The sequence below is a fragment of the Atopobium sp. ICM42b genome, from assembly GCA_000564995.1.
Classification (GTDB): domain Bacteria; phylum Actinomycetota; class Coriobacteriia; order Coriobacteriales; family Atopobiaceae; genus Lancefieldella.
Window position 1 is genome coordinate 1 of sequence record JDFH01000016.1, and the last position, 20,271, is coordinate 20,271.

Below are 20,271 nucleotides of genomic sequence, written 5' to 3' on the forward strand. Positions count from 1 at the left end.
TACCAAAGCTGCGCTATTTTGTGCGCCAGGCCTAAAAGCCGACGCTAACACGCTGCAGAATCAAATCCCCCGCATATGAACTGCCTCCCATTTCTTATGTCCAAGAAATGGGAGGCAGTCAAATCAAATGGAATACAGAGGCTTTATTCTTACATTTCTGTGCTTGTAGTTTTACAGGTCAAGCTGCATCAGGCGAGCAATGCTGACAATGTAGATCTTAAGAGCACGCTTGAGCCATTCCTCAGAGATTCCCTCGTCAGGACCGTGCTCCATACCAACCCACTCAGGTAGGTCTTTTGCTGCCTTACTGTCATAAGGACCAAAGGCAACGGCACGCTTAAAGTGACGTGCATAGGTGCCGCCACCGATAACAAACGCCTGCTCATTACTTCCTGTGTACTCATGGAACGTATCAAGAAGGGTAGTAATCTCAGGAGAGCTTGGGTCAATGTAGAAAGGAACTGCATCGGAAAGAACCTCAAAGGTGCAACCATGAGCCTCACCAAGCTCAGTCATACGAGCAGTAATTGCCTCGCCGGTGGTAGAGGTTGGATAGCGGGAGTCAATAGTCTGTACGTAGACGTCACCCTTGGTACGGATAGTACCAGAGATGCAGGTCAGAGGACCAAACTTGTCATCAGAACTCTGGATACCAGTACCAGCACCGTCAGTAGTTGAGCAAAGCTGCTGCGAGAAGGTCAGGAAGTCACGTTCTGCCTCTCCACAGATGTTGTTATCAAGCAGATAGCTCACAAGTAGGCCAATTGCGTTGACAGTTCCCTCAGGCATGGAAGCGTGTCCACCCTTACCTGTTGCGTTAATGCGGGCAAGCTTGGTGCCATCATCTTCAACACCTGCGTCCTCAACCTTGATGGAATCAGTATCAGCCAAGGTAGAAGCATCAGCACGAACAAGTGCGCTTGCAAGTCCTGGAATTGCGTTAGGTACGGTGCCGCCGTCAAGCTCAACAATCTTCTCGCCGTTTGCGCCAGCAATTTTTGGAGAGGTGAACTGTGCGTGGTACACACCCTTCTCGCCGCAAATAAGAGGGAACTCAGCGTCTGGAGTAAAGCAGAATGCTGGCTCTGGATATTTGGAGAGGTAGTAAGGGACGTCGCCCATGCCGGTCTCTTCGTTGTTACCAACAATGGCGCGCAGGGTGTAAGGAAGCTTCTTGCCAGTCTTTTTTACCTGCTCTACAAAGTAGTGTGCTGCCCAGAGTGAGAGTGCCAAAGGACCCTTGTCGTCCAGAACGCCGCGCCCCAGAATAAAGCCCTCACGGCGGGTAACGTCAAGCGGGTCTACCGTCCATCCCTTACCAAGAGGAACAATGTCGGAGTGAGCGATGGTAGCAAGGTACTTCTCGGACTCACCAGGAAGGTCACCAAAGCCCAGATAACCGTCAACATTTGTGGTCTCAAGGCCTAGGCGCTCTGCAATCTCAAGACCGCGGCAAAGTGCCTCGTAAGACTTTGGGCCCCAAGGTTTACCTGGCTCTGCAAGAGACAGATCCTCAACGGACTCTACCTGCACAAGGTAGCGAATATCCTCAATAATCTCTTCCCAGTGCTCGTTGACAAACGCCTCAGCGCTTGCTTTGAGTTCTGCATCAGTCATGAAAAACTCCTTTAATTCAAACGTTTGACCCTGAAACATATGGAGAGCAGTGGTTTTAGCGGCATCTCGCGTATGAAATAGACAAGGTCGGGAACAAGGTACTAGTTACACTATACTTAATACCCCTTTTCAAAGGAGTTAACTATGACGAAAAAGACTTTTCTTGGAAACGCATCATTTCTTGGCGTTTTAACGGTTTTGGGAATTGTACTGATGGTTCTTAGGCAAACGCTGCCTCAAGACCCTTCTACACCGCTGTTCTATTCCTATTTTGTTGCGCCAATCATGCTGTATTTTGGCATTGCTGGCCTGGTAGGTCTGCTTATTGCACGCAATACGGGTTTCTCGTTGACTAAGACAGTGGCAGTTGTACTTCGCACGCTTGCAGCAATCCTCTTTGTACTGCCATTCTTTTTCTTCCTGATTGTGGTGCTCCCTTGGACTCTTCTCCGAGGACTTTTTGCCCTCTTGATGGTTGTCATGCTCTATGCGCCATGGTTCTGGGTGCTCTTTGGCCTGCTCTATGGATTGAGCTGGGCTCAGCAGAAGGTTATTGAGGACGTCACTGCTGATCCATTTGCAGAGGACGCAGTAGCTCAGACAGCTGCTGGCGAGAAGAACGGTGTAGCTGATACAGATACAGCTAACGAAGACGCAGCCAACTAACAGGAAAGTCTCGCGCTCCACACAGTCCAACAAGAAAGAAGCAACGCGTGCTTGAGCTCAAAGGTATTTCAAAGCGTTATAACACCGGCGGATTTGAACAAACCGCAATGGACCACATTTCCGTTGCGTTTAGGGATAACGAGTTTGTAGCAATCCTTGGTCCTTCGGGCTCGGGTAAGACTACTATGCTCAATGTCATTGGTGGTCTTGATCGCTTTGATTCTGGAGACTTGCTGGTAGATGGTATTTCTACCAAGAAGTTCAAAGAGCGTGACTGGGATACCTATAGAAACAACCGCATTGGTTTTGTATTCCAGGCTTATAACCTTATTCCTCATCAAAGCGTGGTAAGTAACGTTGAGCTTGCGTTGACGCTTTCTGGTGTCTCCAAGACAGAACGTCATGAACGTGCGCTTGAAGCCCTTGATAAGGTTGGCCTTAAAGCACACGCAAATAAGCGTCCAAATCAGCTTTCTGGTGGACAGATGCAGCGCGTGGCTATTGCTCGTGCACTGGTAAATGATCCAGAGATTTTGCTGGCAGATGAGCCAACAGGAGCACTTGACTCTTCAACCTCTGTGCAAGTTATGGATTTGCTCAAAGAGGTGGCTAAGGACCGTTTGGTCATTATGGTTACGCATAATCCTGAGCTGGCTCATCAGTATGCAACGCGTATTGTTGAATTGGCAGATGGCCAGGTAACTGCAGATTCAGATCCATTTGATGTTGCTAGTGTTTCTCGTCGAGAAGCCAAGCCTTCTCGTAAGACCTCTATGTCGCTTTTGACTGCACTGGGCCTCTCGTTTAATAACCTCATGACCAAAAAGGGTCGCACGCTCATGACCGCATTTGCGGGCTCAATTGGCATTATTGGTATTGCAGCAATTCTGGCGCTGGCAAATGGTGCAAACGGTTACATCAAAAAGGTTGAGGAGGATACGCTTTCAATGTATCCACTCACCATCTCTGAGCAGTCCGTTAATATTTCTTCCTTTATTTCTGGAAGTGGAAGCAGCTCTGACTCGGCTGATTCTCAAACGCAAGATGCACAAAGCGAGATGACGCAAAATCAGAAAAATGCAGAAGCTGCAAAGCTAGAAAATCAACCTGCTGAAGGTGCTATTCCTACTAACAACAGGCTAGGTATGCAGGCAGAAAGTATCGGATCCAATGATCTGACCAGCCTGAAGGCGTTTCTCGACAATAATGGTGGCGGCATTAACACGTATGCCAGTGCTATTACGTATGGCTATTCCGTAAGTCCTTTCATCTACCTGCCAGCAGGCGCGGACTCTGGCTCTTCTGATCCTGTTCAGGTGCAGCCAGATGTTACCTTCTCTAAGGTGTCGCCTAAGATTCCGTCATATAGTCCGCTTGCTTCATTTGCAAGCACTACGCTGTTTAGTGAGCTTCCAGGAAATCCTTCCATTTACGAGGACCGTTATACGGTTCGTGCTGGCAGATGGCCTACTGCTTGGAATGAGGCTGTTCTGGTACTGCGTCCAAACGGCACTATGGATGACTTTTTGGAGTATACGCTTGGCCTGCGTGATTACGCTGGCCTGCGCTCTACCGTTGATAAAATTGCAAGTGGAGAATCTGGCACTATCGAAGAGTCTCATAATACATACACCTACGACCAGCTGATGTCTCCAACCTTTAAGCTGGTTATGCCTTATCAGCGCTATGTATGGGACGGAAATCTTGGTGTCTGGACAGACAAATCCGACGATCAGTCATACATGAATGACCTCATTGCTAATGCACCCGACCTGCATATTGTTGGTGTTGTTCAGGCAAAAGACCCAACTACCACAGGAGCGCTTTCTGAGGGCATTTACTACACGCCACAACTAACTCAGAAGATGATTTCTGATGCAGAGGCATCTCCTATTGTTCAGGATCAGATGAATCGCCCGGACGTTGACGTTTTCACTGGTAAAACCTTTGAGGACGAGAAGAACGGTCAGACTTCAGAGGGACTTTCTATCAGCTCTCTCATTTCCGTTGATTCTAACGTGCTTTCTTCGGCGTTTAACTTTAATCCACAGGCACTGAACTTCTCGTCAATTAATCTGTCTGGGCTGGATATGTCCTCGCTTGACCTTTCTGACGTGCAGCTACCACCTTTTGATCCGTCGCAGCTTAATCTGTCTGACAGCAATGTACTGTCTTCTGTTACGTCTTCGCTTGATCCAGCTGCGCTGGCGGCGGCTTTCCCAGAGCTTTCTGCAGCAGACATTCAGCAGATTCTTTCTGGCATTACCGTTAATTTCAAACCAGGAGGACAAGCTGCTATTTCTTCGCTCATGGGCACTATTGCTCTGGGATGGAACTCTTGGAGTGCTGCTAATCCTGGCAAGACCATGGCCGATTACTTAGCAACGGACCAGGTACGCACGCAGATAGTAACTACAGTTTCTTCTGCAATTGATACCGATGACCTGCAGCAACAGTTGGTTACTGCTTTGGCAAATAAACTGGGCACCAATCCAGACCTTCCAAGCGTCCAGGCTGAGGTTTCTCAGAGGCTTATGAGCGCTTATCAGTCACAGATTGCAAGTGCACTTTCTGCAGCTATTACGCGTGCTATGAGTGCTTACGTGCAGTCTGCGTTAACCAGCGTGATGACGCAGGTTGCTTCCAGGATGCAAAATCAGATTGCAGGCGCTCTCAATACAGCTATGCAGGGCGTTGCGGCAAATATGTCCAATGCTATGCACATAGATCAAGCAACGCTCGCAAGTGCCTTTAAGCTCAATGCTGACCCATCGCAGTTAGCAGCTATTGCTGCGTCAATGCTAAGGGCAACGCCGGCAACGTATGAATCAAATCTTTCTAAGATGGGATATGCGGACCTTAATAAGCCCACGTCAATCAATATTTATCCTAAAGACTTTGCAAGCAAAGAGAAGATTGTTGAAATTCTTAATACGTATAACGCTGATGCAAAGGCTGCAGGTGAAGAGTCTAAGGTAGTGACGTATACCGACATTGTTGGTGCGCTGATGAGTTCTGTCACGCTGATTGTTGATATGATCTCGGCAATGCTGATTGCGTTTGTATCTATTTCGCTTGTTGTTTCCAGCATTATGATTGGCATCATTACGTTTATCTCGGTACTTGAGCGCAAAAAGGAGATTGGTATCCTGCGCTCCATTGGTGCTTCTAGGCGAGACATTGCCAACGTATTCAATGCAGAGACGTTTATTGAAGGCCTTATCTCCGGTGTTATGGGTATTGGCATTACGCAGCTGCTTATTTTGCCTGCAAACGCTGTGGTCAAAGCCATGTTTAACGTGGACAATTTGGTGATTTTGCCGATAAACGGAGCACTTATTTTGATTCTGATCAGCGTTGTTCTGACGCTTCTGGCAGGTCTTATTCCTGCAGGTAGAGCAGCTAAGTCCGATCCAGTTCAGGCACTGAGAAGCGAGTAACGCGCCGCCTGGTCGCGCTCTTGGCGAGAAGAACGTCTAGTTGCACCTCATACCTCACAAAAAAAGCCCTGTCATGTGTGTACATGACAGGGCTTTTGCGTTTTTGTTTCAGCTACCAGACCTAGTTCTCCTGGCCGCCAAAGAGATCGACAACCTCAAGATCAAGCTTGGAGGCTTCAATGGCCTCCTTAGCGCCAAAGACAACAACCGAGAGGTCGTCATAGCTTTGAGGCATGGTGCTTCCCAGTTCTTTGATGTCCTCAACCTGGGCGTGAAGGATTTTCTCGCGAAGCTTAAGAAGACGCTCTGGATCACGTTGGTTGAAGTACTCGATGTCTTGCCTGCGAGCAAGCATTCGAGCGGGAACAGGGGCGTCAACGCCTGCCACAGAGGCAACTACATAGCCCTCAAACTCGTCAGCGTCTGGAGTCCACTCAGAGAGCCAACTACCTGCGCCAACATAGCGGTCGAGGGTTGCGTCAAGCGCGGGGTCTCGGTAGGAGACAAAGCTTTGCAGGCCAGCGATGGAGTTTCTGAACATGACGCCATAAGCGCCACCCTTGACGCGAACCTCATTCCACAGGTAATCAAGACCCAGAACTCTGGTGGCAATGAGCCAGTTACCCTGCTGTTCATTGGTTGCATGGGCAACGTTTGGATAAGAGAGACCAACGTAGGAGACGTTTGATGGAATGATATACGCCACGTGCTGCAGCTTACCCTCAGGGACAACAAGGGTTGGCGCAGCGTCGCCTGCCTGCGATTTATTGCCATCAGTAAGGCCAAGGTCTCCCGCTGCTTGCCAGAATGCCTCGCGGCTCTGAGCGGAGCCCGTAAAGCTGACCGTAACGTTGTCTGCACGGAACATCTTGCGGGTGAGCGCATCCAGGTCTTTTGCAAGCTGAGGAGCGCGTTCATCCCAGTTGGCAAGCAGGTTCTTCAGATACTCATAGAAGCCAACGCCTGCGAGAGCATCGTTTACGCGATTAGCTGCAGAGTAGTCGGTCAAAGCCTTATTCTGCGCTGCAGTATGACCAGCGCCAACAAAGTACTGCTCCTGCGCAATGCGACGCTGAATCAAGATGTTCTTTAAGCGGTTCAAATCGTCAAAGCGCGTGCTGGACCAAACCTCAGAAGGAATGCTTGCAAGTCCCTGGGTTTTCTCGGCAAGGGCACTTGCAGCAACAATGAAGGCAGGGTGCGCCTGATCAAGCGTGTCTTGGTCGTAGATATCAGTGAAGAACGAGAGGTGACCAAGGTTGCTCTCAATAAGGATATCCAGCTCAGACGCGGTGTGTGATGCTGTATCAAGCTTGCCCAGAGCCTCTGCGAGAATGCCCACAAGTGGCAGCTCTTCAAAGGTAACTGCGCTGGTCAAATCAAAGTAATGGTAGACGTAGTCAATGCCGTGAGTGTCCAGCTCATGCGCAATGCATGGCAGGGGAGCCTCAGCCTCAAAGCCAGCAGGACGCTCTCTACCTGCGCCGATATCACTAAGCGAGAGGGACGGCAGCTTGGCTAAATCTTCTGGAGCGTCAGGTGTTTCTTGCTCCAAACGGAGTGCCTCAACTTCTGCGCGGATCTTCTCGATATCCTCATCGGTGAGCGTAGAGCGAAGTTGCTCCAGCTCAGCAGCCTCTTCTTGAGCGTCTCCCTCGTCTGTGGGGACCAGCTCAACCTGAGCTGCGTGTTTGCTGTTGCAAATGAGCTCCAGAAGCAGCTTCTCAAAGCCTTTCTGAGCTGCAAGTTCTTTGACGTAGGCAATAGCGTCCTCGTAGCGGATGTAATCCAGAGGGCGAGTGTCGTCGTAAAGCCAGCTTGAGAGCGAACGTAGCGTGTACTCAATACCGTTTGAGTAAGGCTGGTCATTCTCGCGCAGGTTAAATTCTGCAAGTGCAATGGACGCGTTGAGTTTCTTTGGATCAATGCCCTCGGTGGCAATCTTCTGGCAGGTGGTCTCTACCAAGTCACGGAACTTCTGAGCTGCTCCTTCTCTGAGACCCTTGAGCTGCAAGAAGAGCATTGGCTGTGCAAGGTCATCGGAGAGGTAGTAGCTAAAGTCATCGCCCAGCTCTGCGTCAAGAATTGCACGCTTGAGCGGGGATTCATTGGAGCCCATGAGGGTGTCAAATAAGATATCTGCTGCCATCATCTTGTTACGCTGGTCAGGAGTTCCAAGCACGTAACCCAGGCCAACGCTGGAGTTGTCGGCTGTGGTGTTCATACGGACCTGGCAAGGCGCGGGCAACACGGGCGCCTGCAGGTTGAGCGGATTAGGGGCACCTGCATCGCGTTTCTCGGCAGCCGCAAACCTCTGGGCAATAAAGGAGAGCTCGCGCTCACAGTCAAGGTCGCCGTAAAGGAAGGTGTAGCTGTTAGAGAGATCGTAGTGGCGAGCGTGGGTGTCCAGGAAGTTCTCGTAGGTGAGCTCAGGGATTGCGCGAGGCTTGCCGCCAGACTCTTTGCCGTAGGCGGTGTCAGGGAAGAGGGCCTCGCTGACAGAATCGTAGAGTACGCGATCTGGGTCAGAGAGAGCGCCCTTCATCTCGTTGAAGACAACACCGTTGTAGCTAAGATTGCCCTGCTCGTCCGCTTCTAAGTGCCAGCCTTCCTGCTCAAAGATGCGCTTGCGCTTATAGATTGCAGGATGCAAGACAGCGTCCAGGTACACGCTCATGAGGTTTTCCAAGTCGGCTACGTTAGTGCTGGCCACAGGGTACACTGTCTTGTCAGGGTAAGTCATTGCGTTCAAGAACGTCTGCATAGAGGTCTTGAGCAGGTTAACAAACGGCTCCTTAACAGGATAAGCATCGGAGCCACAGAGAACTGAGTGCTCCAGAATGTGGAAGACGCCCGTGTGATCTACAGGAGGTGTCTTAAAAGCAATGGCAAACGAGCGGTTATCATCGTCGCAGGCAAACCACATAAGACGGGCACCTGTGGGAATGTGCTTAAAGATGTACGCGTAACCAGAAATCTCGTTAACCCACTCAGCCGAGATTACCTCAAAGCTTTTGTCTTCTGCGTGAAGCGTGCCAACAGAAAACGCGCTGTCCATCTGCGAATACTTAGACGTCATAAGCTGCCAATCTATACGAAAACTTACGTGAGCATCAATGCCGTTTTTTGGACCATCTTGCCTTAACGGGACCGTTTAGAGACCTAAGGCTCTGCGCGGACCAGGGTAAGGTGGATTTTTGTTATTGTGATACTACTGCGTCAGAGAAAAAGTGACACTTGTATCCGTGTTTTGTAATGAAAGATTTATACCCAGATGAATGATTTCATTTCTAATGAGAGTGATGTGGAGCCCTCTAAAGCCATAGATGTCGTGGAGATTTCTGCAGAAGAGGAAGTACTTGGTAGCGACGACGCAGAAATAACCCCTGATAATAAGAAGAAAATTTATCGAGGAATGCTGTTTGTCTTGATTGGCGGAGCTTCCTGGGGCGCATTTGGAACCGCCGCAAAATACCTGCTAGATACCTATCATGTTGATCCCATGTGGCTGATTGATATTCGCGAGCTTTGTGCCTGCTGGTTATTCTTGGGTACCGCCTTTGCGTTGGATAGAAAAAATCTCACAACTGTCATCAGGAAGCCAAAAGAGCTGGCAAAGATTTTTGTAGTTAGTTTGTTTGCCATTTTATTCTCGCAAGTTGCTTACATTTACGCAGTTAATGCCACTAATTCTGGAACTGCAACTATCATGCAGTCGTTGGGCATGTTGGGCGTTTTGGCCTTTGTGTGCGTGGTTGGTAGGCGCTGGCCTCGCCGTCGCGAGATTCTTGGCATTGTTTTGGCACTTATTGGCACATATCTTTTGGTAACAGGAGGAAATCCCGGCACGCTTAACCTGCCAACATCAGGTATTTTCTGGGGCGTTATGTGTGCGTTTGCTCAGGCAGCGCTCTCTATTTTGCCCAAGCCTTTGATGGAAAAGTGGGGAAGCTTTACCGTAAACGGCCTTGCGTTTTTGTTCTCTGGCACGCTCATTGCTGTGTTTTACCAGCCCTGGAATCATATGCCTCAGCTGGACGCTTTTGGTGTTTTGCTGGTAGCCATTGGTGTGTTGGTAGGAACATTCTTGGCGTATGGCCTTTACCTGCAGGGCGTTAAGGACGCAGGCTCACTTAGGGCGGTGCTTCTAGGCACTATCGAGCCCGTTATGGCAACCATTACCACCGTATTGGTGCTGGGAATCACCTTTAGCGTTGCCGACCTCATTGGCTTTGCCCTCATCCTCGCCATGGTCGTGCTCACCGCGTAGCCGCGCCCGACAACAAAAACCCCGCAGGTAAACTGCGGGGTTTTAACGTTCTCTAAAGGTTATGTGGATAGAAGCTTAGATGAGCTCCATCTGCGTGAGAACTGCCGAGTACCAGCCGTTTGGATTAGCTGGATTGTATTTTGCAGCACCAGCAACAGAAAGCCTTCCGCCGTAGCCAGCAGCAAGACCAGCTGTGTGATCCCAGATAGCCTCTTCCCAGCTACCCCAGCTAGCAGAACCCCAACCCCATGCGTTGTAAGGGAGGAAGTTATACCTACCCTTTGTACTCTCAACTGCAGAAATGGCAGGCGAGAGACGCGGATCAACGCCGTAGGCCCATGCAGCCTCAGCAAAGGTTGAGCCGTAGCCGGCAAGAGGGGAACCAGCAAGATACGCATCAATTCGAGCACCCCAGCTGCTTACAAAGTTGGTCTTATCGCTTGACCAGTCAACATTTTGAGCCGAAGGAGTTGATGGGGTAGTGACTTCAGTGGTGTTACCAGAAGCGTTAGTAAAGGTAGTCTCAGTAGAAGCTTGTTTCAGCGCTTCTTCTGCAGCTGCTGCTTCTGCTGCTGCCTGCGCAGCTTGCTCTGCCTGCAACTGCTCTCTTGTTGCGATTGCTGCATTCATAGCATCCTCAGCAGCCTTCTTCTGCTCTTCTGCTTCTGCCATCTGTGCATTTAAAGATGACTGAGTCTCAGAAAGCTCTTTGCTAAGGTCAACCAGGTGGTTGATAGCATCTGAATTTTTGTTCTGGATAATCTCAAGATACTGAACAACAGCAATCAAATCATTAAAGTTATCTGCCGACAAAAGCAGATCAATAATTCCCATGGAGCCCTGCTGCATACGATACATAGCTCTAATAGACTCTGCAGCTTTTAAGCGCTGCTCTGGGAGTTGCTGTTCAATCTCTGCAATACGAGCCTCATTGTCTGCAATTTGTTTTTGCAGCTCAGCTACGCGCTGGTTAGCGGCATCGTAATCAGAATTGGTTTGCTCTACCTTGGCCTGGAGCTCTTCAAGAGTCTCTGCCTGAGCTCTTGAGACGCCAAACAAAAAGGTATTAGCAACAAGCACTGCTACAAGAAGTGCTGTCATAAGGGTAGAGCATGAAGGTAAGCGTCTATGACGCATATATTTGTTCAAATCGACCTCCGCGATTGGGGCTTCCGATTAGTACGCATGTTGTGCTATCCACTCATTACTGGCTTCAAGCGCGAGGTCAGATAACACTTGACCTCCAAAATACGCATAATCGCTTCTCTCCGCTCGTGCGAGGGTGTCAATTCTACTTGTTTTTGACCCCAATTGCCAACTTTGCAGAAAACAAGGCACTTTTAAAGTAGTAAAGTCGTTATATAAAGCCGTGAACGGTAGAAAAAGAAAGGGCGAACGGATTGCGTACAATAGGTTCGTAATCAGTCCCCAAGGAGGTTTTAGTGGAGTCGGCAATTTTGTGGATTGAAGCGCTTAAATCAGCGTTGTTTGGCGTGGTTGAGGGTATTACCGAGTGGCTACCTATCTCATCAACAGGCCATATGCTGCTACTCAATCAGTTCTTACCACTCAATGTTTCTGAAGACTTCTGGAATATGTTCCTCGTTGTTATTCAGCTTGGCGCAATTCTTGCAGTATGTGTGGGATTTTTTCACAAACTCAATCCCTTCTCGCCAAAGAAATCTAGGGACGAGAAGCGTTCTACCTGGAAACTCTGGGCAAAAGTGGTGGTCAGCTGCGTTCCTGCAGCAGCAATTGGTCTACCGCTCAACGACTTCATCGAAGAGCATCTTGGAAGCCCTTTTGTTATTGCCGCAACCCTTATTTTCTACGGCATCATTTTTATTGTGCTTGAGCTACATCGCGAGAAGGTCGCTGCAACGGTAAAGGTTGAAGCACCTCGCGGTAAACACATGCGTCCAGACGCCCCCGCATCCCTGAAGGCCCCTTCAGCCGACAACCTGGCCCGCGTGCAAGATATTGACAACCTGGATTGGAAGACCGCACTTGGAATTGGCGTTTTCCAGGTTCTTGCAATTGTTCCAGGCACTTCAAGATCTGGTGCAACTATTCTTGGCGGCTTGGCACTTGGTTGTTCAAGGGCTGTAGCTGCTGAGTTTACGTTCTTCCTGGCAATTCCTACTATGGCTGGCGCTTCTGCTTTAAGGCTTGTTCGCTACTTTATGAAGGGCAACACCTTCACTGCTCCCGAGGCAATTATTTTGGGTGTTGGTTGTTTAGTGGCGTTTATTGTTTCGCTTGTTATGGTCCGTGCGCTTATGGGCTATGTCCGCAAGCATGATTTCAAGCCTTTTGGCGTGTACCGCATTATTCTGGGTATTGCAGTTATCGCATACTTCCTGCTTGTTAAGTAAGTTTCTGACTGACAAGCGATACAACATATGCGTTCAAGCGCGGTGAGTTTCTCGCCGCGCTTTTTTATGCCAAAACATATGGAAAATACGTGGAAAACCTATGAAAGATATATGTAATCGCTCTGGGCTCATTTACTAAGAGTTGCCTTGTCCTATATGCTCTTGCAGCTGAATTTTGGCCGTAAGAGTACGTAATTACTTGTAATAGTTCCAGGAGGTTTTATGCGCCACATCAAGACGCTTCAGAGAATTGCATGCGCACTCGCACTTGCATTTGTCGCAGTTCTTGCAGTTTCTGCACCAAAACTTGCATTTGCAGATCCTATTGATACATCTACACCAGGTGTAAAGGTTTCTGTTTTCTCGGCTGACGGTAATGCCGATACATCCAGGGTTCTTACAGACAACCCTCAGCATTCTGGCCACCAGACTCCTGTTCCTGGTCAGTATGGCGAGATTGTTGTTCGCGTTGGTCAGACCATTAGAGACACTGGTGCGTATTCCCACTACACCACCACTCGTCCCGGCTTTGCTCCTTTTGGCGTAACCACTACGCTGGTCACCGCAGGTGCTTATCCTGAGCTCCCTGCTACTGATTATGATTTCACCTATGCTTTCTATGGAAACAGCAATACCGTAACTAATAACGGTGGTCAGTTCTATTTTGAGTTTACCGGTCGTAAGGTAACCCCTGCTAACCAGCCTGTTACGGCATTCTTCCTTGTTACTATGCAGGGAGATTCCTCTGACCCTGCTAACGTTGGCGGTAACACCACTCACCTTATGTGGGTTGGCTATCACATCCACGTTATTCCAGCAGAGACCACCCCAACTCCTACACCTACGCCAACACCATCCGCAGTTAATCAGCTTATTTACGATGCAAATGGCGGCACCATCTACGGCAACGCAACTTATACAGAGTCCAAGACTCCAAACAACCCTCGTACCTATGGTTTTGCTGAGTACAACATCATTGAAGACCAGCCAGTCCGCGATGGTTACAAGTTTGAGTTCTGGAAGCGTTCTTACGTTGATAACCACTTCCGCTACGTTGGCGCTTCTGCTGTTCCTGCAGATGCAAACAACAACCCAGCTGGCGATAAGCGCTATGTTTCTGAGACTACGGTCTTTAATATGAGAAGCCCTTATACCCTGACTGCTGTTTGGAACCAGGAGTATGAGCTCAGCTATGACGCAAACGGCGGTACTGGCGCACCTGCTGCGCAGAGCGGTTACTTTGGTATTGATAGCAACACTGCTGACTCTCTCACCGATCCTAAGAACGAGACTGTCTCTGCAACCGTTCCAACTCGTGACGGCTACATCTTCAAGGGTTGGAAGCTTGACGGTACTACCTACCAGGCAGGAGATCAGGTAACCCTTACCACCGCCACTCCTAAGGTTGTTCTAGTTGCAGAGTGGGAGCCAGAGCCAGTTGCTCCTGTAACTCCAGAAAACCCTGCTACTCCAGAAAATCCTGGTACTCCAGAAAATCCTGCTACTCCAGAAAACCCTGGTACTCCAAGCACTCCTGGTACCCCTGGTAGCCCTCTTGCACCAAGTTTCCCAGGCGCTCCAAATCCTGCAGCTATCCCATACTATGGCGGTCCTGCACTTCCATACACTGGCGATGAGAACCACACACTCAGCGCCATCGTTATGGCATGTGTTGCAGGTGGTGTGATTGCTCTGGCAGTTGTTGCTCGTGCAAAGAGCCGTCAGGCAAACTCAACAAACTAAGCATACGTTTGGAGTAGATGATCTTCTCGCCATACGTGTAGAAGTTCACTAGCAGCATTTATGCAGATAAACCGGCTCTCTTTTGGGGGCCGGTTTTTTATTGTGGAGGCAGTAGAAACGAGCGCAATTAATGTCCGGTTATCGGGGTACACTTTTACTCTAAGAATGATTGACACAAGGATGGCGTAATGCAGATTGATCTTGAAGGTTTAAATCCTGCCCAGCACCAGGCAGTTATGACAACTCAAGGACCCTTGCTGGTTCTTGCAGGAGCTGGTTCGGGAAAGACGCGTGTTCTGACGTTTAGAATTGCGCACATGATTGCCGATGAAGGCGTTCGTCCTTGGCAGATTCTGGCCATTACGTTTACAAACAAGGCCGCAGCAGAGATGCGTGAGCGTCTTGAAGCACTGCTGCCTAACAATATTCGTGGTATGTGGGTTTGCACGTTTCACGCTATGTGTGTTCGTTTGCTCAGAGAAGATGGCGAGCGTCTTGGTTATGGCTCCAATTTTGCCATCTATGATGATGACGATTCAAAGCGCCTGGTAAAGACCATTCTATCTGATTTAGATATTGATGTTCGTCAGTTCCCACTCAACTCCATCCGCTCTAAGATTTCTGCTGCTAAGAATGCGCTTCTGTATCCTGATGATGTAGAGGCTCAAGCAGCTAGTCCTATGGATCACGTGGTAGCTCGCGTGTACCGTGCGCTTCAGACTCGCTTAGATAAAGCCAATGCTATGGACTTTGATGATCTTCTCATCAAGGCGTTTGAACTGCTCTCCAAGTACCCAGACGTGCTTGCTAAGTACCAGGAGCGTTTCCGTTATATCAACGTTGACGAGTATCAGGATACCAACGGCGTCCAGTACGCAATTACCAAGCTTTTGGCATCTAAGTATCGCAATCTTATGGTTGTTGGCGATGATGACCAGTCCATTTATTCGTGGCGTGGTGCAGACATCAAAAACATCTTGGCGTTCGAGAAAGACTATGAGGAAGCGGTTGTTGTTAAGCTGGAGCAAAACTACCGCTCAACAGGACATATTTTGGCGGCTGCCAACGCAGTTGTTGCACACAACTCTCACCGCAAGCCAAAGCGCCTCTTCACCGATGAGGGAGATGGCGAGAAGATCCAGGTATATCAGGCATCTGATGAGCGCGACGAGGGCGCTTGGATTGGCTCTGAGATAGAAAAGCTGCACGATAAGGGCACGTCATACGACAATATTGCTGTGTTTTATCGCACTAATGCGCAGTCTCGTATTCTTGAAGACATGCTGCTGAGAGCAGGTGTTCCTTACAAGATTGTGGGCGGCACTCGATTCTTTGATCGTGCAGAGATCAGAGATGTTATGGCCTACCTTAAGGTTGTTGTAAACCCTGATGATGATATGGCTGCGCTGCGCGTTATCAACACGCCTCGTCGCGGTATTGGTGCAACAAGCATTCAGAAGATTCAGACGTACGCACTATATAACGGCCTGTCGTTCTTCTCGGCATGTGAAGCATGTGTGATGGAGGAGAGCCTTCTTACCGCAAAGGTGAGAAATGCGCTGGTAGAGTTTACGTCTGCTATTGAGCACGGCCGTCATATTGACGGTGAGCTTGATGAGATAGTTGAGGCAATTATTGACCGCTCAGGTCTTATTCGTGCACTTGAGGCTGAGCATACCATTGAGGCTGACGGACGTATCGAGAACATTCGAGAGTTCTTTGGCGTTGCGGCAGAGTTTGACGAGTCTCACGACGATGTTGAAGAAACACTTGAGAGCTTGCAGCAACTAAGGGAAGCAGGAGCGCTTGACGCACAAGATGCTGCCTCGCTGAGTGCGGCAGGCTTTGATGCTGCTACCGGCGCGCTTGCTGGTGTTGCTGTTGAGTCAGATTCTGCACCTCAGGAAGAAGCTCTACATCCGCAGGTTGCTGCTGAGAAGCTCCCGGCATTTATGGAATGGCTGGCGCTTCGCTCTGACCTTGACAGTTTGGATGGTTCTACCTCTGCGGTAACACTCATGACCATTCACGCTGCAAAGGGTCTGGAGTTCCCAGCAGTATTTGTTGCTGGCATGGAGGAGGGAATCTTCCCACATGCAAATTACGAGGCTGAGGCGGCTCAGCTAGAAGAAGAGCGCAGACTTGCCTATGTTGCTATTACACGTGCGCGTAAGCGCCTGTATTTAACATACGCATCTACCAGAAGGACTTACGGCTCTGTTCAGGCAAATCCTGTATCGCGTTTTGTGGGAGAGATTCCTCAAGTGCATGTAAAAGCTATTGGTGTTGGTTCTGCAGGTTTTTCTGGAGTTGGTTGGGCAAAGCGAGGAGACCGTCATGGAACCTTTGGTTCTGGTCGCGGCTCCGAGGTCTACGGTGGAAACGTTTTTGGTTCTCGCACGCGCTCTACCGGCGGTGCTCCAGCTCCACGTACAGCTCCTATTCAGAAAGACCCAGCCCGCGCTTCTGCAAGTTTTGCTGTGGGAGACCAGGTTTCTCACAAGACCTTTGGCCCAGGCGTTGTTTTAGCAGTTCAGGGCGATACTATTGAGGTTAAGTTTACGCGTACTAATAAGACAAAGAAGCTCATGAAGGGCTTTGCTCCAATAGTTAAAATTGAGGGATAGCCATGGTATTGATGCATGACGGCTTGATCTTGGGCCTCACTCCACAAGATTTTATTTTCAGAGTAGTTACTTTTGTAGTTGTGTTTTTCATTGCATTTTTGGCTGAGCATTTTGCAATAAAGCTCTCAAGAAAGGCCTTGGATTCATCTAAACTGCCGTCGGCATCTATCTTTGTCAACATACTGCGCGGAGTTATCTGGGCGTTTGCTATTCTCGCGGTATTGCAGCCTGTTTTTGGTATTCAACCAACAGCGTTTGTAACCGCCTTGGGAGTTACCTCCATTGCCTTGTCTTTTGGCCTGCAGGACACCATTTCTAACCTGGTGGGAGGCTTGGGCCTTATGCTGGGAGGTGTAGTTAAACCTGGAGATCAGGTAAGCATTGGAACTATCTCCGGTGAGGTTATTGACATGAATTGGCGCTCTACCATAGTTCGTGCTCGTGGAGGTAGGGTAGACATCATTCCTAATTCAGTACTTAATAAAACAGCACTTGCGCATCGTACCAGGTGGGATATGACAGAGGTGCCCATTACTATAGTGCTTAAACCAACCGTTGATCTGAATGCGGTAACGCAAGAAATAACAGAAATTGTTCAAGAGGTAGTTGCACCTCAGCTTGATAGAACATTTCCTATTGAGGTTGAAGCTGCAAGCATAGCTGATGCTGGCATTACCGTTATTATTCACGCACACATTAAAGACGATGCAAATGAGATGAGTGTGCGAGACAAAATTGTACGAGCCCTGGCTGGTTCCAGTTGGCTTGCAGGAGTAGGAGCCTAACATGAAAATTGGAATTATTGGTGCCATGGAGCCCGAGGTTGCGCTGTTAAAAGAGCAGATGACCATTGAGCGTACCTATGAACAGGCTCGTATGCAGTTTGTTGAAGGCCGTTTGGGAGAAGTTCCTGTAGTTGTTGTACAGTCGGGAATTGGCAAGGTTAATGCAGCAGCATGTACACAGATCCTGATTGATACGTTTGCAGTAACACACGTGATTAATACTGGTATTGCAGGGCTTTTAAACCCTGAGCTACAGGTTGGGGATATTGTTATCTCCTCAGATTTAGTTCAACATGATATGAACGTTGGTCCTCTCAATTTTGCCGCTGGTCAAATTCCAGGTCTTCCGGTTTTCTCGTTTACAGCAGATGAGAGTCTTATTGAGCGCGCACTTGCATCAGCCAAAGAAGTAGCTCCTCAACTACAGGTTATTTCTGGCCGCGTTGCTTCAGGAGATCAGTTTGTAAGTTCATCAGAGTTAGCAGACCACATCTACACAACGTTTGGTGCTGACTGTTGCGAGATGGAGGGCGCTTCAATTGCCCAGGTTGCTTGGCTCAACCACATACCGTTTGTGGTGATTAGGCTTATGTCCGATAAGCCCGGCACTACTTCAAGCGGTGATTATTTGACGTTTGAGCGTGAGGCTTCTGAGCGCTCTGCCAGAATTACTGCAGCTATTATCAAAAAGCTTGCCTAGTAACCTGAGGCGTCCTTTTGAGGCAACTCTTCTGGGTTAACTGGGTAGCTCTTCCAGGTCAGTTTGCATTTTTCATAAGAGGGAAGGCGGGGCGTAAGAAACAACTTGCGCTGATTTAGCTATTCGAATGTTTGTAAACATAATTGAACGATACTTCGATTATCATTGTCCCGTTATGAAAGTGGTTTGAAAGGTACCGAATGATAACCCTCGGACACTTTTTTGAGATGATGGTTGCCAATCCGTTTTTGGCCCTCGTCATTGTCCTTGTTTTTGGATGCATTTTTGTAAATGGTGCAACCGACGCGGCTAATGCTATTGCAGAGGCTGTTGGAACTCGTTCAATTAAAGTTAACCATGCAATTATCATGAGTGTTGTATGCAACTTTGTTGGTTTGGTGGCTATGTGCCTCATTTCAACTGCAGTTGCAGACACAATTTTGGGCATGGTTGACTTTGGTAGTAATAACCATGAGGCTCTTGTTGCTCTTGCCGCAGGCTGTGTTGGTATTGTTACTTGGGCAGTAGGAGCTTGGGCTTTAGGTATTCCAACTTCTGAGTCACACGCCCTTATTGCAGGTCTCACCGGTGCAGCACTTGCTATTCATGGTGATTTTGGTGCAGTTAACTGGGGCGAGTGGAGCAAAGTTTTAATTGGTCTGCTTTTCTCGACCACACTGGGTTTTGCCGCTGGTTGGATCATTGTTAAAGCAATCAACAAGCTTTGCGTTAACGTTGATCGACAACGCGCTGATGAGATGTTTGGCCATTTGCAAGTTGTTGGCTCCGCATTTGTTGCGGCTATGCATGGTGCACAAGATGGTCAGAAGTTCATGTCCATTGCCATGCTTGCAATTGCACTTTCCGCAGGTCATGGAGCTGCTGGTGCAGATGTATTCCCGCTTTGGTTGCAGGTACTGTGTGCTGCTCTTATGTCTATCGGCACCGCAATTGGCGGAAGAAAGATTATTAAAAAAGTCGGAATGGAAATGGTAAAGCTTGAGCGTTATCAGGGCTTTGCTGCGTCCTTCTCGGCATCTGCATCTTTGCTGCTTTCCACACTGACCGGTCTTCCTGTTTCAACAACTCATACAAAAATGACCGCCATGATGGGTGCGGGTGCTGCAAAAAATATTCGTTCAGTTAACTGGGGCGTTGCAAAAGAAATGGTAGCAGCATGGGTGTTTACTTTCCCTGGCTGCGGACTTATTGGTTTTCTTTTTGCAAAACTGTTCCTGATGATTTTCTAAGTACGTATAACTGTCTTTTACGAGTTCTATTGAACCACTCAACTTTATTGGAGGATTCATGCTAGGTAAGCCAAAAGAGGACGTCTTCTACACTATGTTCCGCGAGTTTGGCGACAAAATTGTAGAAACCGCTGAAGAGTATGTGGTCATTATGGAAGGCTTTCCCGAGACCGCTGCACGTATTCCTCAGATGAAGGTTTACGAGCGTGAGTGTGACGAGAAAGTCCAGCACATTATGAAGGAGCTTTACGCTTCCTTTGTCACACCATTTGAGCGTGAGGACATCTCTGACTTGGCTCTTCGTCTTGATGACATTGTTGACGGAATGAATTCTGTTGCAGAGCGCCTTGATCTCTTTAACGTTGACGATACTCGTAAAGAGGCTATGCAGCTTGCTGAGCTTACCCTTCGCGCATGCAAGACAGTCCAGGAGATGCTGAGTGTTCTGAGTGACTACAAGAAAGATCCTACCGTTATGGAGAAGGCCATTGCAGTAGGACATGTTGAGGACGAGGGAGACCTTATTTACCACAACGCACTCTCTCGCTTGTTCCGTGATGAGATGCCTGGTCGCCACACCGTTGCTTGGCTTCGTATTTTTGACCGCATGGAGACTGTTCTGGATTCCTGTGACGATGCGGCGGGAGTTGTTCGCTCTGTTGTTATGAAGAACGCTTAAGTTCGTCTTCTGCTAACGGTATATACAGACTAAAAACTGCCTTCCACCGGGAGGCAGTTTTTATATTCTCTTTTTGTCCGGTATTGGGGTTAAACTGTTTATATAAAAGAAAGTGGAGG

The 20,271-nt window shown here is 48.7% G+C and carries 13 protein-coding genes; 10 read left to right on the forward strand and 3 right to left on the reverse strand.

All coding sequences use genetic code 11. From position 1 onward, the window contains the following. Positions 1-171 precede the first annotated feature (171 nt). Positions 172-1,617, reverse strand: coding sequence for a Sapep family Mn(2+)-dependent dipeptidase (locus HMPREF1493_RS04785; protein WP_035428232.1), 1,446 nt, complete (start codon positions 1,615-1,617; stop codon positions 172-174). Positions 1,618-1,761: 144 nt separating this feature from the next. Here HMPREF1493_RS04785 and HMPREF1493_RS06880 point away from each other — a divergent pair, with 144 nt between their 5' ends. Together HMPREF1493_RS06880 and HMPREF1493_RS04795 are read left to right on the forward strand one after the other, a co-directional pair. Then, positions 1,762-2,283, forward strand: coding sequence for a hypothetical protein (locus HMPREF1493_RS06880; RefSeq protein WP_051485276.1), 522 nt, complete (start codon positions 1,762-1,764; stop codon positions 2,281-2,283). Positions 2,284-2,330: 47 nt separating this feature from the next. Further along, entirely contained in the window at positions 2,331-5,723 is a 3,393-nt protein-coding gene (locus HMPREF1493_RS04795; protein WP_035428233.1) for an ABC transporter ATP-binding protein/permease, read from the forward strand. Between the two features lie 121 nt (positions 5,724-5,844). Here the strand turns inward: HMPREF1493_RS04795 and HMPREF1493_RS04800 are convergent, their stop codons facing one another. Beyond that, positions 5,845-8,802: an insulinase family protein gene (locus HMPREF1493_RS04800; RefSeq protein WP_035428234.1), complete on the reverse strand. Its 2,958-nt coding sequence runs from the start codon at positions 8,800-8,802 to the stop codon at positions 5,845-5,847. A gap of 225 nt (positions 8,803-9,027) precedes the next feature. Here HMPREF1493_RS04800 and HMPREF1493_RS04805 point away from each other — a divergent pair, with 225 nt between their 5' ends. Then, entirely contained in the window at positions 9,028-9,993 is a 966-nt protein-coding gene (locus HMPREF1493_RS04805; RefSeq protein WP_051485283.1) for a DMT family transporter, read from the forward strand. A gap of 75 nt (positions 9,994-10,068) precedes the next feature. Here the strand turns inward: HMPREF1493_RS04805 and HMPREF1493_RS04810 are convergent, their stop codons facing one another. Then, positions 10,069-11,142: a coiled-coil domain-containing protein gene (locus tag HMPREF1493_RS04810; RefSeq protein ID WP_232215511.1), complete on the reverse strand. Its 1,074-nt coding sequence runs from the start codon at positions 11,140-11,142 to the stop codon at positions 10,069-10,071. A gap of 293 nt (positions 11,143-11,435) precedes the next feature. Here HMPREF1493_RS04810 and HMPREF1493_RS04815 point away from each other — a divergent pair, with 293 nt between their 5' ends. The 7 genes from HMPREF1493_RS04815 (at position 11,436) to HMPREF1493_RS04845 (ending at position 20,152) form a co-directional block, all read left to right on the forward strand. Continuing rightward, a complete protein-coding gene (locus HMPREF1493_RS04815) occupies positions 11,436-12,368 on the forward strand; it encodes an undecaprenyl-diphosphate phosphatase (RefSeq protein ID WP_084058346.1) in 933 nt (310 codons plus the stop codon). 222 nt (positions 12,369-12,590) lie between these two features. Further along, positions 12,591-14,111 carry an InlB B-repeat-containing protein gene (locus tag HMPREF1493_RS04820; protein WP_035428235.1) on the forward strand — a complete coding sequence of 507 codons (1,521 nt, stop codon included), beginning with the start codon at positions 12,591-12,593 and terminating at the stop codon, positions 14,109-14,111. Positions 14,112-14,299: 188 nt separating this feature from the next. Further along, a complete protein-coding gene (locus HMPREF1493_RS04825; RefSeq protein ID WP_035428236.1) occupies positions 14,300-16,738 on the forward strand; it encodes an ATP-dependent helicase in 2,439 nt (812 codons plus the stop codon). Positions 16,739-16,740: 2 nt separating this feature from the next. Continuing rightward, positions 16,741-17,523, forward strand: a complete 783-nt coding sequence (locus HMPREF1493_RS06885) for a mechanosensitive ion channel family protein (protein WP_051485277.1) — start codon at positions 16,741-16,743, stop codon at positions 17,521-17,523. Between the two features lies 1 nt (position 17,524). Next, positions 17,525-18,223 (forward strand): 5'-methylthioadenosine/adenosylhomocysteine nucleosidase, encoded by a 699-nt coding sequence (locus tag HMPREF1493_RS04835; RefSeq protein ID WP_035428238.1) that lies wholly within the window; start codon positions 17,525-17,527, stop codon positions 18,221-18,223. 200 nt (positions 18,224-18,423) lie between these two features. Then, the gene (locus HMPREF1493_RS04840; protein WP_035428240.1) at positions 18,424-19,473 is read left to right on the forward strand and encodes an inorganic phosphate transporter; all 1,050 of its coding nucleotides are present in this window, start codon (positions 18,424-18,426) and stop codon (positions 19,471-19,473) included. Positions 19,474-19,531: 58 nt separating this feature from the next. After that, positions 19,532-20,152, forward strand: coding sequence for a DUF47 domain-containing protein (locus HMPREF1493_RS04845; protein WP_035428241.1), 621 nt, complete (start codon positions 19,532-19,534; stop codon positions 20,150-20,152). Positions 20,153-20,271: the final 119 nt, after the last annotated feature.